This window comes from Halobaculum limi, from assembly GCF_029490015.1.
Taxonomy (GTDB): Archaea; Halobacteriota; Halobacteria; order Halobacteriales; family Haloferacaceae; genus Halobaculum; species Halobaculum limi.
Map to the genome: position 1 here is coordinate 17,804 of NZ_CP120469.1, position 13,639 is coordinate 31,442.

15 protein-coding genes are annotated in these 13,639 nt (G+C 63.2%); 6 read left to right on the forward strand and 9 right to left on the reverse strand.

The genetic code is table 11. The features are described 5' to 3' along the window. Positions 1–3: 3 nt before the first annotated feature. From P0D77_RS15715 to P0D77_RS15725, 3 genes are read left to right on the forward strand one after another with little or no spacing between them, the layout of a single operon-like run. Positions 4–558, forward strand: a complete 555-nt coding sequence (locus tag P0D77_RS15715; RefSeq protein WP_277556055.1) for a cytochrome c oxidase subunit II — start codon at positions 4–6, stop codon at positions 556–558. Next, positions 558–2,315 carry a b(o/a)3-type cytochrome-c oxidase subunit 1 gene (locus tag P0D77_RS15720; RefSeq protein ID WP_277556056.1) on the forward strand — a complete coding sequence of 586 codons (1,758 nt, stop codon included), beginning with the start codon at positions 558–560 and terminating at the stop codon, positions 2,313–2,315. The genes P0D77_RS15715 and P0D77_RS15720 overlap by 1 nt, the downstream gene beginning before the upstream one ends. A gap of 45 nt (positions 2,316–2,360) precedes the next feature. Then, positions 2,361–2,981, forward strand: coding sequence for a hypothetical protein (locus tag P0D77_RS15725; protein ID WP_277556057.1), 621 nt, complete (start codon positions 2,361–2,363; stop codon positions 2,979–2,981). 23 nt (positions 2,982–3,004) lie between these two features. Here the strand turns inward: P0D77_RS15725 and P0D77_RS15730 are convergent, their stop codons facing one another. Next, positions 3,005–3,283, reverse strand: a complete 279-nt coding sequence (locus P0D77_RS15730) for an amphi-Trp domain-containing protein (RefSeq protein ID WP_277556058.1) — start codon at positions 3,281–3,283, stop codon at positions 3,005–3,007. A gap of 426 nt (positions 3,284–3,709) precedes the next feature. Between P0D77_RS15730 and P0D77_RS15735 the strand changes: the two genes are divergently transcribed. The 3 genes from P0D77_RS15735 (at position 3,710) to P0D77_RS15745 (ending at position 6,082) form a co-directional block, all read left to right on the forward strand. Beyond that, complete coding sequence (locus tag P0D77_RS15735; RefSeq protein ID WP_277556059.1) at positions 3,710–4,459, forward strand: hypothetical protein; 750 nt, start codon at positions 3,710–3,712, stop codon at positions 4,457–4,459. 212 nt (positions 4,460–4,671) lie between these two features. Further along, on the forward strand, positions 4,672–4,833 hold the full coding sequence (locus P0D77_RS15740) for a hypothetical protein (protein ID WP_277556061.1): 162 nt from the start codon (positions 4,672–4,674) through the stop codon (positions 4,831–4,833). Continuing rightward, positions 4,808–6,082, forward strand: coding sequence for a transposase (locus P0D77_RS15745; RefSeq protein ID WP_277556063.1), 1,275 nt, complete (start codon positions 4,808–4,810; stop codon positions 6,080–6,082). The genes P0D77_RS15740 and P0D77_RS15745 overlap by 26 nt, the downstream gene beginning before the upstream one ends. 172 nt (positions 6,083–6,254) lie before the next feature. Here P0D77_RS15745 and P0D77_RS15750 read toward each other — a convergent pair whose 3' ends face one another. The 8 genes from P0D77_RS15750 to P0D77_RS15785 form a co-directional block, all read right to left on the reverse strand. Continuing rightward, positions 6,255–6,728 (reverse strand): hypothetical protein, encoded by a 474-nt coding sequence (locus P0D77_RS15750; RefSeq protein WP_277556064.1) that lies wholly within the window; start codon positions 6,726–6,728, stop codon positions 6,255–6,257. Positions 6,729–6,743: 15 nt separating this feature from the next. Further along, complete coding sequence (locus P0D77_RS15755; RefSeq protein WP_277556065.1) at positions 6,744–6,965, reverse strand: hypothetical protein; 222 nt, start codon at positions 6,963–6,965, stop codon at positions 6,744–6,746. Next, positions 6,953–7,174 carry a hypothetical protein gene (locus tag P0D77_RS15760; RefSeq protein WP_277556066.1) on the reverse strand — a complete coding sequence of 74 codons (222 nt, stop codon included), beginning with the start codon at positions 7,172–7,174 and terminating at the stop codon, positions 6,953–6,955. The genes P0D77_RS15755 and P0D77_RS15760 overlap by 13 nt, the downstream gene beginning before the upstream one ends. Before the next feature lie 41 nt (positions 7,175–7,215). After that, a complete protein-coding gene (locus P0D77_RS15765; RefSeq protein ID WP_277556067.1) occupies positions 7,216–7,761 on the reverse strand; it encodes an LURP-one-related/scramblase family protein in 546 nt (181 codons plus the stop codon). A 90-nt stretch (positions 7,762–7,851) separates the two neighbouring features. Then, positions 7,852–8,730: a bile acid:sodium symporter family protein gene (locus P0D77_RS15770; RefSeq protein ID WP_277556068.1), complete on the reverse strand. Its 879-nt coding sequence runs from the start codon at positions 8,728–8,730 to the stop codon at positions 7,852–7,854. Positions 8,731–8,736: 6 nt separating this feature from the next. After that, positions 8,737–9,843, reverse strand: a complete 1,107-nt coding sequence (locus tag P0D77_RS15775; protein WP_277556069.1) for a succinylglutamate desuccinylase/aspartoacylase family protein — start codon at positions 9,841–9,843, stop codon at positions 8,737–8,739. Positions 9,844–10,016: 173 nt separating this feature from the next. Further along, complete coding sequence (locus tag P0D77_RS15780; RefSeq protein ID WP_277556070.1) at positions 10,017–11,153, reverse strand: DUF8173 domain-containing protein; 1,137 nt, start codon at positions 11,151–11,153, stop codon at positions 10,017–10,019. Positions 11,154–11,318: 165 nt separating this feature from the next. Continuing rightward, entirely contained in the window at positions 11,319–13,637 is a 2,319-nt protein-coding gene (locus P0D77_RS15785) for an arylsulfatase (protein WP_277556071.1), read from the reverse strand. Positions 13,638–13,639 lie beyond the last annotated feature (2 nt).

Genomic DNA, 13,639 nt, shown 5'->3' on the forward strand with positions numbered 1-13,639 from the left:
TCTATGCACGTCCACAGATTCGAGAAACTCTGGTTCGGCGCATCGCTCGTCCTGATCGTGGCGTTCATCGGGACCATCGTCTACGGCGCAATCGGTCCCGGCGTCGCGATGGTCGGCGACGATGGCGGGACGATAGACGCCGACGTCGTCGCCAACGGGAACTTCGAGCAGGCCGACAACTTCCGGGAACCTGGCGTCTACGAGTCGAGTGACGGCGACGGCGTCGATGTGTACATCGTTGCCCGGCAGTATCTGTTCAACCCCGGGACTGCGCAACCAATTGAGGTGCCCGCAGGTGAAGAGGTGACGTTCCACGTCACCTCCGCCGACGTGACGCACGGGTTCAACCTCGCCGGAACGAACGTCAACACGATGGTCATTCCCGGGCAGGTCGCTCGATTCGATGTGACCTTCGATGAGACTGGCGAGTACGGTATCGTCTGTCACGAGTACTGCGGGAGCGGTCACCACACGATGGCGGGGCAACTCCACGTCGTTCCGCAGTCGCAGTTCGACGTGAGTGCGAACGCAGACGCGAGCGTGGAGGGTGAGAACTGATGGCAACTGGACATCCAACCGACACTGGCACGCGGAACGAGGAGGAGTACGTCGAGACCGAAGACGGCACACGACGCCGCCGGGCGTTCGTCGACCGCTACCCGGACGCCGCGCAGATCGTACGGATCTGTCTGGGGGTCTCGTTTTTGGCGTTCGCTGGCGGTGCGCTGTTCGGCCTCATTCAGGCGCTCCACCGGACGAACGTGCTTCGGATCATCCCGTCGTCGGACTACTACACGATCCTGACGGGCCACGGCGTGTTGTTGGCGCTCGTGTTCACGACGTTCGGCATCGCCGGCCTGTTCCAGTGGGCGAACACGAGGAGCCTCGGCGTCTCGCCGCCGAGTTCGAGGCTGACCGCGTCGTGGCTCGGACTTATGATCTTGGGTACGCTCCTCGCCGGGGGGACGATCATCGCCGGCCTGTTCGACTCGATTCCGGCGAGTGCGGACGTACTGTTCACGTTCTACGCGCCGCTGCAGGCGCACCCGCTGTTCTACGTGGGCGCGGCGCTGCTCATCGTCGGGTCGTGGCTCGCCGGCGCGAGTTACTTCCTGCAGTTCCGTGAGTGGCGGTCGGAAAACCCCGACTCGCGCATCCCACTGCAGGCGTTTATGGTGTTGACGACGATGCTGATGTGGTACATCTCCACCATCGGCGTCGCCGTCGAGGTTGTCGTCTTCCTCATCCCGTGGTCGCTAGGGCTCATCCAGCAGGTCGATCCGCTGCTGACGCGGACGATGTTCTGGTACTTCGGCCACCCGGTTGTGTACTTCTGGTTGCTGCCGGCGTACCTCATCTGGTACACCGTCTTGCCCAAACTGTCGGGCGGGCGGCTGTTCAGCGACCCGCTGGCTCGAGTGGTGTTCGTCCTGTTCCTCATCCTCTCGACGCCCGTCGGGTTCCACCACCAGTACACCGACCCCGGTATCGCATCGGGCTACAAGTTCGTCGCGATGACGAACACGATGTTCCTGCTGTTGCCGTCGCTGTTGACGCTGTTCACCGTCGTCGCCAGTATGGAGCACGGCGCTCGCCAGCGCGGCGGCACGGGCTACCTCGGCTGGCTGAAGGCACTGCCGTGGGAGCGGCCGGCGTTCTCGGGCATCGCCCTCTCGGGCATCATGTTCGCCGCAGGCGGCTTCTCCGGGATGATCAATGCCGGGATGAACATCAACTACCTCATCCACAACACGCTGTGGGTTCCGGGCCACTTCCACCTCACCGTCGGCACGGCGTTCGCGCTGACGCTGATGGCGGTGTCCTACTGGCTGGTCCCGCAGGTGACCGGCAAGCGGTTGCAGTGGCGGGGGATGGCCGCGCTCCAGCCGTACGTGTGGTTCGTCGGAATGGTGCTGATGTCTAACGCGATGCACCGCGGCGGCCTCGCGGGCATCCCGCGCCGGACCGCTGAGCCACAGTACGACCAGTTCAGCTTCCAAGCGGTCGTCGGGAGCGTCGCCGAGATGCGCATCCAGATCGCCATCGGCGGCACGTTGCTGTTCGTCGGTGCCGTAATGTTCCTCGGCGTGATGTTGGCGACGTGGACGCTCGGCAAGCCGAACAGCCAACTCCGTGTCAACGGCTTCCTCCCCGAACCGATGTCCGGGGCCGAGGACTCGCCGCGGGTGCTCGACAACCTGAAACTGTGGGTCGCGATCGCGATCGTACTCGTCGCACTCGCGTACGGCCTGCCGCTGTACGATATGGTTGCCGACGGTCTGTTCGCTCCGGGGTCGCCACCGATTCCGGCGTAACGCCTCGGCGACCGTCACACCTTCCGTACGGATTTACTTGATTTGATGACCGACAACACCACAGATACGGACGAACCGTCGACGGCCGAGGAGCCACGCGAGGGTGACGACGACCCGAGCCGTCGACGGCTGATCCGCTGGATAGCCGTGCTCGCGTTCGCCGTGCCCGTCGTTGTCGAGGTGCTCACCTTCGGCGGACTCCTCAGCAACGAACTGCTCCCCGGCGGGGACGGGGAGGAGTCGGGCGACGGGACGGCCACCAGCGACGACTCACCGACTGCGACCGCGACGGCGACGCCGAGGGAGGGGGCCGTCGGCGTCGGCGACGAACTCCTCGCGGACACCCAAGCGGTGGAGACGGTCGAAGTCTCCGAAGTCAGGGGAGAGCCTGGGTCGCGAACGTACATCCTCCGGGTCACCGTGGAGAACACGACCGACGCCGCCGTCGAGCTCCGACTCACGGGCGTTACCCTTCACGATGGGACAGCGCTCGACAGTGTCTCCTCGACTGGTGCGATCCTAGCCGGCGAGCGTGGTGAGGTGACCGGCGCGTGGCAGTTGCCGATGGACTCGATGCCCGCGTCCGTCGACGCCGTCCTCGTCCGCGACGGCGAGGTACACACCGAGCGGTCGGTCCCGCTGAAACGACCGCCCATTCGCGGCTGAGATCGTCGACGGGGACGGACGCGTCAGGGATCGACGTCTAACGACCCCTCATCGGCGGTCGTGGCGTCGCGCCACCATACCAGTTCGAACTCGATGCTCTGTTTCGCCTCCGTGTCGCCCTCTGACCAATCTGACTCGCCCTCGAGTTTGAACGTCACTGGCTCGGTTGGGTTCAGTCGTACCCCGGTACCGCCGAGATCGAGTGTCACGGCTCCGTCGCCGTCGAGTTGGTCGGCCAGGTCTCGAAGGAACGTCGCGACCTCCGCTCGCGACCGCTGCTCCTCGGTTTCGAGTTCTCCCATAGTGTCCGATACGACAGAATCCCAGATAATCGCGCGGGAGGTTCCAACGGCCTTAGAGCGTGTCCGACGGTCGCGGTCGAACGGTCGTCGGCGTCTCCCGCACATCGGCGTTGGAGGGACCGATGTCACCATCTCTCTGCCCGGTCTGAGACAGTTCCCTCGGACCGATTTCCGTACCGCTGGACGGTGAGGGAGACCTATGGGCGCACGCAGACAACGTACGGCGTCGACCGGCGGCCGAATCACACCCAGGGTACCTGCGACAGACATGAATACTGACACGCACACAACTCGGCCAACACCTCGCCGAGCAGCCGCGACCCGCAGTGTGTCATCTGCGAACGGGATTGACGGATTCGACGAGGCGTTCCCCCACGACTCGATGGTGAATCCGATAGCCACTGTCGACGGGGGACGGGAGGACAGATGATCGCAGTCGAGGTGTCGACGAACCCGACGCGGGCCCTCACCATCGCGTCTATCCTGCTCACCGTCGCACTCGCGCTGGTTCACCTGTCCACGAGTCGGTGGGATGCTGCCAGGTTCGAACGGAAGCGGGACCTCCTCTCGGCCGCGGGCGGCGCGACCGTCGCGTACGTGTTCGTCCTCCTGCTCCCCGAGGTGAGTGAGGCGGCGCTGGTCGTGGGCACACTCCGTGGCGACGCGCTGATCGCCGAACAGTACGTCTACCTGATGGCGCTACTCGGGTTCGTGCTCTTCTACGGAGTCGAAGTCGCCGTCGTGCACCGCACCGGCGACGATCTGACTGAATCACCGACCGCTTTCTGGGCGCACGTCGCCATCTTCGCTCTCTACAGCGGACTCATCGGCTACCTCCTCTTCCACCAGGAAGCGCCGGGCGTGGTGAACCTGTTCTTTTACGCGTTGGCGATGGGACTTCACTTCCGGATTACGGACTACGGACTCCGCCGCCACCACGGCGACGCGTTCGACCAGAAGGCTCGCTGGATACTCGCCGGCGCGACGCTGCTTGGCGGCGGAATCGGGATCGTACTCGAACTTGGAGCCCTCCTGCTGTCCACGCTGTTCGGGTTCGTCGCGGGGGCGGTCGTGTTCAACGTGATCAAAGAGGAGCTCCCAGAGTTGCACGAGAGCCGGTTCATCGCGTTCGCTTGCGGTGCACTCGTGTACACGATCGTCATCCTATTCGCGTGATCAGCGAGGGCTTGTCCACGAGTCGCCGATTTCGGAATTGCCCGCAGTGCGTTCACGACGGCAGGCGGGCCCGGGCCGTCTTCCTGCAAGGAGGGAATCACGGCCTTCAGGCCGGGAGGGAATCCGACAACTGCTGAACTAACCACGTTTTGACAGCCAGCCCGTATGCCGACCACCATCTTTAACTTACGCTACTTCTTACGTTTTCGTGGATGAGAGCCGACTTCAATATGGAGCGAGGCGGGCCACTTCACGAAGCCGTGAAGGAATACGCCCGCGACCACGGGATACGCCACTCACGAGCATACCCCGAACTCCTCCGCAAAGCACTCGAATCCGAAGGCTACGATGTCAACGACCCAGACGGCGAATAAGACGCTGGAAGCCACGCTCGCACCCCCAACACGGTGCAAAGAGCAACGCCTCCAGCAAACGCTGTCTGAGTACCGAGAGGCACTCCACGAGGCGTTCGAGCAAGACTGTACGACGATGAGTGCCACGAACGACGTGGTGACGCCGTACAACCTGCCGTACCAAGCGAAAGACGCCCTCAAATCCTACGTCCCCAAACTCCACAAGACGTACAACGCCAACGAGTTGGACGACGAACACCCGCTCCGATTCGTGAACCGGGCTGGGAAGTTCGACCGCGACTCTTCGCGTGAGTACGAAATCTGTTGGAACGTTCCGCAACCCGGTCGCGGAACCAACTTCTGGATACCACTCCGACTGAATCCCGAACAAGAGAGACTGTGGGACGACCTGTTCGATGACGAGTCGAGTACGAAAGTGGGCGAACTCCGCTTGCAGAAACACCGAAAAACGTGGACGCTCCACGCCACCGTTGAATACGAAATCGAGGACACCTCTGAACTCCCCGAGAACCCGACTCGGGTTGGCTTCGATATTGGTGAGTCGATGTTGGTTACGGGCTGTGCCCTCCAACACGACACGCCGACGAACCCGTTGCTCATCAACGGGAAAGAAGCCAAGCGACTCCGCAAGGAGATGTTCACGACCCTGAAACGCCTGCAGGAGCGAGACGCTTTTGAGTGGCGCGTCGAGGAACGCGTCTCGTACTACCAGAGCCGACTCACGGACATCATCGAGAAGGCATCTCGTGAGTCTGTGGAGTACGCCCGTCAGTTCGAGAAACCCGTCATCGTGATGGAAGACTTAGCGTACATCCGCGAGTCATTGGACTACGGGAAGTATATGAACCGACGCCTGCACTCGTGGGCATTCGCTCGATTGCAGGGGCGTATCGAAGACAAGGCGAAGGACGCAGGGATTCCAGTCCGGTACGTTCACCCTCAATACACGAGTCAGACGTGCCATTCGTGCAAGCATATCGGGTATCGACCTCGGCAAGCCGAGTTCAAGTGTAAGAACCCAGAGTGTCACGTATCGACGTTTCAAGCAGATATTAACGCGAGTGCGAACATCGCACGTCGCGTCAACCCGTGGGGAGAGAGCCTACCAGTGAAACAGGTAGGCGATGACTCGCCACAGGATGGGCGCGGTTGTGACACCGCCACGACTCAGTGTGAGCAGAGCGAGACACCCTCGCAGATGACACTCACATCGTTTCAAGAGTCGAAACCCACTGCCAGCGACGATTAACTGGCATTCCCACCGTGTGGGAAGCCCCGGCGTTCACGCCGGGGAGGATGTCACAGTTGACCGTGTTGCCAGCACGTACGAACCCCTGTACCAGTTCGACGAGAGCCGGGCCTCGAACTTCATCGGATCGCTCTCGTTGGTGTCGCACGGCGCCGCGACGTGGGCCGATGTATTATGCCGGTACGTTGTCGGTCGATTCGACCTCCTCGGAGAGTGGACGTCGACGCCAGTATCTGGCGACGAGCAGCGATACAATGAGCATCACGACGGCGAGTGTGGCGATGCTCTGGGCGACGCCAGACTCCGGGAACGCTCCCGTCGCGATGAACAACGCGACGTTGATGTTGCGGCCAGCCGTTCCGAGCGCGAGGATCCGCCGATCCCGCTGAGTCGGACCGCCCACCACCCAGCCGACGAGGACGGACGCGAGGACGAACACCGTCATCACTGCGAGCGCCCCGGTTCCGAGCATCGCGGTGAACGTACGAATCGTCGTTCTGAGGTTGAGGAGGATGACGAGCACGAGTGCGATACCGAGCGTCGCGTTCGCCACCAAGAGGAGCCCCCGCGCGAGGGGGACCGCGAGGTCCGGTCGATAATATCGGAGGGTGCTGCCGGCGAACATTGGGACTACGAGTAGGGCCACTAACGGCCAGAGGAATCACCACGGTGAGAACCGGATGTCCACGCCGAATAGAGTCAACAGCGTGGCGACGATCAGCGGCACAGTCACCGTCGCGACGAGCGTCAGTGCGACGGTCAAGTGAACGGCCTCTTTGGAGTCCTCGCCTGCCATCGCGACGAGTTGTGGGATGAAGGGTGCACCGGGTGCGATGGCGACGAGCAGTAGTCCGAGGACGAACGGATCGGCTAAGTCGAACACGACCCCAGAAGCAACGCGAAAAGCGGGACGGCGAGGAGGTTCGCGAGGGCCCACCGGGAGATGAGGTTGTACTGACGGATCGTGCCGACGACGTCCCCCTGTGTTAATCTGGTCCCCAGGGCGGCCATCAACGAGACGATCGAGACCGTCACGAACAGGCCTTGGAGTCTCGAGAGGACGAAGACGAGTGCGTCGACGAAGTCGATCACGTTCGGTTGCACGGTGGAGATTGCGTGTGACGGTCGCGGCGTCAGATCGAATCGATCGCCGCGACGACGGCGAGCACGAACGCGTGGTCCTCGCCCGGCATCACCTCAACCCCGTAGGTGTCACGCACACGGATCCACCGCTTGGAGACCGTCGCGACCGGAGCTCCGTTTCGGGTGATCCGATACTCGTGATCGAGGATGTTCCCCTGTACGTGGAGCGGGGGGCCGCCAACCACGTCCACATCGAAGCGATCTCTGAAGGGTGTCACGAGCGCCTTTTGTACGGTAGCGACGGTCTGGCCGTCCCGGTCGATGGCCATTGTCTGTTTCAGCCTGAGGACCCTCGCTTGCACGCGATAGAGGAGGCGGCCACGCTGGTCTAAGATCCGAATGGTGTTTCGCAGCCTGAGGGCCTTCCCGTCGACGCGATACGCTGGGACGCCCCCCGCCGTCTTGATCACGTAGTCGTTCCCGAAGGCGACGAGTCGCTCACGCATCTGGTAGCGCGTTGGCCCGGTAGGCGTCTCTATACCCTGACGGGCGTCTCGTCGCTTCTGACGCCGTTGTCTCCCGCGTCGGGCGTTCATTGTGACTCCTCCATTGCGGTCGGATTGGTCGTCGAGGCGGTCAGCCGGCGGTCAGTTGTCATTGCATCCTCTCCGTGTCGTTGTGGAATGTCAGTCATTATTGGTTACTCCCACGGCCTGAGCCGGTTGTGACCGCTCGGTTCGCTTGCCCAACTCGCCAGCGAGGACGATGAGCAATCCCATCAACGTCGCACCGACGACCAGCATCACGACGACGTCCGGGTCCTCGAAGTTCGCCGCACCGACGACAAGTGCGGCGGAGACGTTGCGCTGAGCCGTTCCGAGGCCGAGTACCGCTCTGGTGTCGGTGGTCGGTCCACCGACCAACCACCCGACACCCAGCGACCCGACGATGAGTACCGCGAATGCGATGATCACACCCGTCCCGATCACACTGATCAGCGTCTGGACGTTGAGGACGAGCATGAGCACCACGAGGAACACCAGCGCAGTCGAGGAGGTCTGATTCACGGTCGGCTGCAGGCGCGCGGCCGTGTCGGCGTAGCGGGCTCTCACGAACAGACCGAGTCCCAGCGGCACGAGCATCAACACGACCAGCGACTGCGCGATCTCGACCGGATCGACCTGCACGCCCGGCAGGAGGAACGGGAGTACGATCGGCACGTACGCGACCGTCACCACCATCAACAGCACCATCAGGCCGACACCGAAGGCGACGTCCGCCTTCGCCATCTCGACGAGTTTGGGCAGGAAGGGTGCGCCGGCAGCCGTCGCCAACAGAATCAGCCCGATGGACTGCGCCTCGGTCAGCGGGATCACGAGCAGGATCGCGTACGCGAGGAGGGGCACGAGGACGAAGTTCGCGACCAGCGCCTTCGCGACCAACGCGAGGTCCCGAAGGGGGTCGAGTATCTGTCCGACGGTGAGGTTGAGCCCCATCGCCAGCATACTGGTCACGACGAACACCAGCACAGACAGCGTAGCGAGCGATTCGAGGATGACGACCATCGTCGCTCACTCCACTCGGGAGTCGTCGAGAAGTGGTTCGGCAATCTGCTCGCCCATCTTCCCCATCCAGTGGAAGGTCCCGTGTCTGGCGAATCCGACGTCTTCGTACGCGCTACGGATGTGCTCGCGATCCTGCTCGTCTATCTCGACGAGGTGGACGAGCGGGTGGCCTGGAAGCACTCGGGGGTTCGCCAGAATCCCTGCGAGGAAGCCGTCGAACGGGGCGGTGACGACGTGTTCCTCCGTTCTGAAGTGATCCGAGATGACGCAGATGGTCTCGCCCTCGTCGACGACGGGTAACGGTCCCCACTTCATCTCGACAAGACCGCCGTGGTCGGCGCGGATCCACTTCTTCTGGTTCTCGCTCGTGAGGACCTTCTGGAAGTCAGATCGCCGCGGCGTCGCCTCAGGGTACATCTCGTAGGCTGCCAGGACGTTCTCGACCGTCTGGAGGCCTAGGTCGATGAGCATCGGTTGGAAGCGGTTCGCCTCCCCCATCTCCACGGTGACGATGGGCGTCCCTTGCTCAGTTGCCACCCGTCGGAGCATTCCTGAACTCCCCTCCCCCGACATCACGAGTGGAATCCCTGCAGCCTCGACGAGGCGCTGGATGCCCTCGTCTTCCATATCGGCGCGGCCGTGGAAGACGGTCATCCGGTTGCGCGTCGACGTGTGGAAGTCGAGTCCGATGTCGCACTTACTGACGAAGTGATCCCAGATGCTCCGGGCCATCCGCGAGGCCGTCGATCCCGCGCTGGTCCCCGGGAACGACCGGTTGAGGTCTTGATCGTAGATGGGGAGGTAGCGTTGCTGGGCGATGTAGCCGGGGACGTTGACGACGTGTAGGCAGACGATAGCTCCGTGGAGGTTCGCCGGATCGTAGCGGTCGGCGACCTCTTGGAGCACTTTGACGCCGTTGACCTCGTCGCCGTGGATGGCCGCGCTCAGACACAGTCGGGGGCCGGGGTGTTCGCCGTTGATGATCGTCACCGGCAGTTCGACGGGCCGCCCGAGGTACGTCTCGCCGACTTCGTACTGGATGTGTCTGATCTCGCCGGGGTCGACCTCGGCGTCGTAGCGGAACGGTCGTGGTGTGTCGTATTTGTGGTTCATAATCTTCGGCGAGTGTTGACCGACTCGTCACTGTTCTCAGGCACCGATGGCCGTCGAGCGGCTTTGTTATACCCGCTGAACTGAACGTTCGCTCTCCTTTCCACAGTGGACGGTCCGCTTACCGCACGACTGCTCTGGCCCGAGGTTGACGACGCGAAGCCTGCCCTACTGCGTCACTCATCGTCCGAATCGGTCACGACCGTTGGAGCCGGGACTCGTTCGATCCGCTCTGTGCGCCGATACGATCTGTACGCCAGACGGGTGACGCCGCCGAGACCGAGGAGGAGAACGATCGACTCGACTACCGGGCCCACCACTGGGAGCAACACCAGGAGGCCGACGACGGCCGTGCCAACGAGTAGCCCGGCCCATCGATTCTCGATTGGTCGGCTGTCTGCCCCGAGGGCGGCCAGTACCCGCGGGATGGCGCTGAGCACCCACATCCCGACGGTGAACCGACCGTAGACAGCGCCGACCCACGAAAGCACGAGGTAGACGGCGGCTCCAGCGAGCGCAAGCGGAATCCCGAACAAGCTCAACCCGAGCAGCAGTAGCACGATGGGGACGATTAGTACGACAGCAAGGCCAGTCCCAGCGGTGCGCAACGGGTCACCAGTCCCGAGGTCGGCTACCCGGCGAGAGAAGTTCGGGAGGAGGCCGATCAACACGAGACCGAGGACGAGCGTCGCGAGTTGCCAATATGCGTCGAACAGCGAGATGCCGAGTCGCCGGAACGGATTGAGTTGAACCGGCGCGACCGAGGGCGTGGCTACCGAGTGCTGTTGGGCCACTTGATCGTCCGCGCTACTGATGTCCAGCGACTCGAGTTGAGTAGATCCAAAGCGCGAGTCGCCTGGAACGCCTGTCAGGGCACTGTGCCAACTCGGTCCAGCAGCACCAGCGGTCGGTGACAACGTGGTTGGTGGGGCTAGTGCCGCTGCTCCACCAAAGTCGCTAGCATCCCCTTCGAACGTGAGGAGTACGCGGCTCGCGTTGACGATGCCGACAACTTCGCCGCGGAACGCGAACTCACCGAACGGCTCGGCCAGGGCCACGTCGTAGGTCCCTCCGAGGTCTGTCTCCTGGGTGCCCGTGTCCAACCGCCCCTCTGCCATCGCTGTAAGCTCGAACCATCCTGCGGTCACGACGAGTTCGCCAGTGAGGGACGCTTGGAGGTCTAGTTCCGTGACCTGTGGCTGCTGTTGTACTGGTGCAGTCGTCGCTGCTCCGCTGACTGGAACCGCGTTGCCCGCGAGTACGAGCACCACGAGGACTAGCGCGAAGACGGTTCGGGCGGGTGCTACAGTCATCTTGTATCGGTCACCCCCGGCGTGGTCGCCGGGGTGACGTGGACCGAGGAATCGGTCGGTCGGCCGATGTTCGTGCCGTTCGTCTCTGCGGCCGTGGTCGGCCGCTCACCGGTTCGGATCCAGCGGCGGACCGAACCGGATGCACGCTCACGGTCCGTTCTGTCTCTATTCTCTGGCCATGATGCGGTCCATCTCCTTTTCGTCGTGGACGAATGGTTCGCCGCTCACGTCGACGGTCACTCGGGCGATATCGCCGGTGAACGCGAACGGCGCCCGGTCGCGGTACGCATCACTGATGGCGCTGACGGCGTCGCGTCCGCAACTTAGACCGCTGACAATTCCGATGATGATCGGCACCGTCTTCGGGAGGTCGGCCTTGCCCACCTCTTGGTCGCCGTAGAAGAGGCGAACGGTCGCAGGGACGCCCTCGCCGTTGGCGATGTCTGGCTCGCCGGTCGCCTCGAACTCCATCCGGACCGATGTCTCACCTTCGGGCAGTGGCTCGTCCGCGGACACCCGGTACTCCTCGACGCCGACGTAGTTGTGGACGTAGTGCAGTCGGTTGTCCTTGACGAAGAGGCTGTAGCCTCCCGACCTACTCCCGTGGGCGAGCAAGACGCCCTCGGCACCACCCATCGGAACCGTCAGGTCGGCGGTGATGCTGTGATCGCGGTTCAAGACTTTCACGGCGGCGTTCTCGGGGATGTGCTGGCCCCCGGGGTAGTACACATACTGGTCGCGCACTTTCCCGGGCTGTGGCCGCGGCTCTCCGAGTCGTTCGACGCCACGGCCGTCGAGCGGAAGCACGTCGTGTTTGCCGGCTTCCGACCACCACAACTGGGCAAGTTCGAGCACCTTCTCCGGGTGTTCGCTAGCGACGTCGTTCGCCTCGGCGAAGTCCTCCTCCAGGTTGTACAGTTCCCATCCCGCGTCTTCGAGGCTCGTCGCCGAGAGGTCTGCCGCCGTGATCCGTTTGCCGAATGGCCACGGGCGGACGGCACGCCAGCCGTCGTGGTAGATGGCGCGCGTGCCGATCATCTCGAAGTACTGGGTCGTGTGCTGTTCTGGGGCGTCCGATTCGTCGAAACTGTACGCGAAACTCGTCCCCTCGATGGGCGACTGCGAGTAGCCTTTCACCTCCTCGGGCGGGTCGATACCCACTGCCTCGTAGATGGTCGGGGCGACGTCGATGGCGTGGACGAACTGATCGCGGACCTCGCCTGCGGCCTCGATGCCGTTCGGCCACGACACGATCAGCGGGTCGCTGGCGCCGCCGCGGTATGTCTCTCGCTTCCAGCGACGGAACGGCGTGTTCCCCGCCCAGGTCCACCCCCACGGGTAATGGTTGAAATACTCTGGCCCGCCGAGGTCGTCCATCGCCTCGAGGTTCTCCTCGAGGCTCTCGGGGACATTGTTGAAGAACCGATTCTCGTCGACCGAGCCGTTCGGCCCGCCCTCGGCGCTGGCGCCGTTGTCGGAGACGAGCATCACGAGCGTGTTCTCCAGTTCGCCGAGTTCTTCGAGGTAATCGAGAACCTTGCCGATCTGGGCGTCGGTGTGTTCGAGGAAGCCAGCGTACACCTCCATCATCCGACTGTAGAGGCGCTGTTCGTCCTCCGAGAGCGAGTCCCAGCGGGCGACATCCTCGTTCTGCGGGGAGAGTTCGGTCCCCTCAGGGACGACGCCCATCTCGATTTGTCGTTCGAGGATGCGTTCGCGGGCCTCATCCCAGCCCATATCGAACTCTCCCTCATACTTATCGGCCCATTCCTTCGGCACCTGGTGGGGCGCGTGGGCCGCGCCGGGACAGAAGTACGTGAAGAACGGTTTGTCGGGGTCGACCTGTTTGGCGTCGCCGATGAAATCGATGGCACGCTGAGCTAAGTCTTCAGTGAGGTGGTAGCCCTCCTCAGGCGTCGACGGGGGGTCGACCTGATGATTGTCGTGGATGAGTGTGGGCGTGTACTGGTCGGTGTCGCCGCCGAGGAACCCATAGTACCGCTCGAAGCCACGCTGTAACGGCCACTGGTCGTACGGGCCGGCAGCGCTGGTCGACTCGGCGGGTGTGAGGTGCCACTTGCCGAGGTGGTAGGTGCTGTAGCCCTCTTCGACGAGCGCCTCCGAGACCATCCCGTTCTCGTGGGGGATGTGGCCGTTGTATCCCGGGAAGCCAGTCGACGCTTCGGCGATGGCGGCCATCCCGTTCGAGTGGTGGTTCCGCCCGGTCATTAGACAGCTCCGCGTCGGCGAGCACAGCGCGGTCGTGTGGAAGTTGTTGTACCGGAGGCCGTTCTCTGCGAGGCGGTCGATGTTCGGGGTGTCGATGAGGCCGCCGTAGCAGCCGAGCTGTCCGAAGCCGACGTCGTCGAGCGTGATGAGGAGGACGTTTGGAGCGTCCTCGGGTGCTCGCGTCTGTTCTGGCCACCAGGGTTCTGATTCGTCGTACGTACGGCCGATGTGGCCGTGGAATTCTTGATTTGACATTG

Bases quoted from the DNA above. Each gene is read 5' to 3' on its own strand.
- P0D77_RS15785 (WP_277556071.1), bottom strand. From the start codon at position 13,637: ATGTCAAATCAAGAATTCCACGGCCACATCGGCCGTACGTACGACGAA.
- P0D77_RS15745 (WP_277556063.1), top strand. From the start codon at position 4,808: ATGTCAACGACCCAGACGGCGAATAAGACGCTGGAAGCCACGCTCGCA.
- P0D77_RS15765 (WP_277556067.1), bottom strand. From the start codon at position 7,761: ATGAACGCCCGACGCGGGAGACAACGGCGTCAGAAGCGACGAGACGCC.
- P0D77_RS15770 (WP_277556068.1), bottom strand. From the start codon at position 8,730: ATGGTCGTCATCCTCGAATCGCTCGCTACGCTGTCTGTGCTGGTGTTC.
- P0D77_RS15740 (WP_277556061.1), top strand. From the start codon at position 4,672: ATGAGAGCCGACTTCAATATGGAGCGAGGCGGGCCACTTCACGAAGCC.
- P0D77_RS15725 (WP_277556057.1), top strand. From the start codon at position 2,361: ATGACCGACAACACCACAGATACGGACGAACCGTCGACGGCCGAGGAG.
- P0D77_RS15720 (WP_277556056.1), top strand. From the start codon at position 558: ATGGCAACTGGACATCCAACCGACACTGGCACGCGGAACGAGGAGGAG.
- P0D77_RS15780 (WP_277556070.1), bottom strand. From the start codon at position 11,153: ATGACTGTAGCACCCGCCCGAACCGTCTTCGCGCTAGTCCTCGTGGTG.
- P0D77_RS15715 (WP_277556055.1), top strand. From the start codon at position 4: ATGCACGTCCACAGATTCGAGAAACTCTGGTTCGGCGCATCGCTCGTC.
- P0D77_RS15735 (WP_277556059.1), top strand. From the start codon at position 3,710: ATGATCGCAGTCGAGGTGTCGACGAACCCGACGCGGGCCCTCACCATC.
- P0D77_RS15730 (WP_277556058.1), bottom strand. From the start codon at position 3,283: ATGGGAGAACTCGAAACCGAGGAGCAGCGGTCGCGAGCGGAGGTCGCG.
- P0D77_RS15775 (WP_277556069.1), bottom strand. From the start codon at position 9,843: ATGAACCACAAATACGACACACCACGACCGTTCCGCTACGACGCCGAG.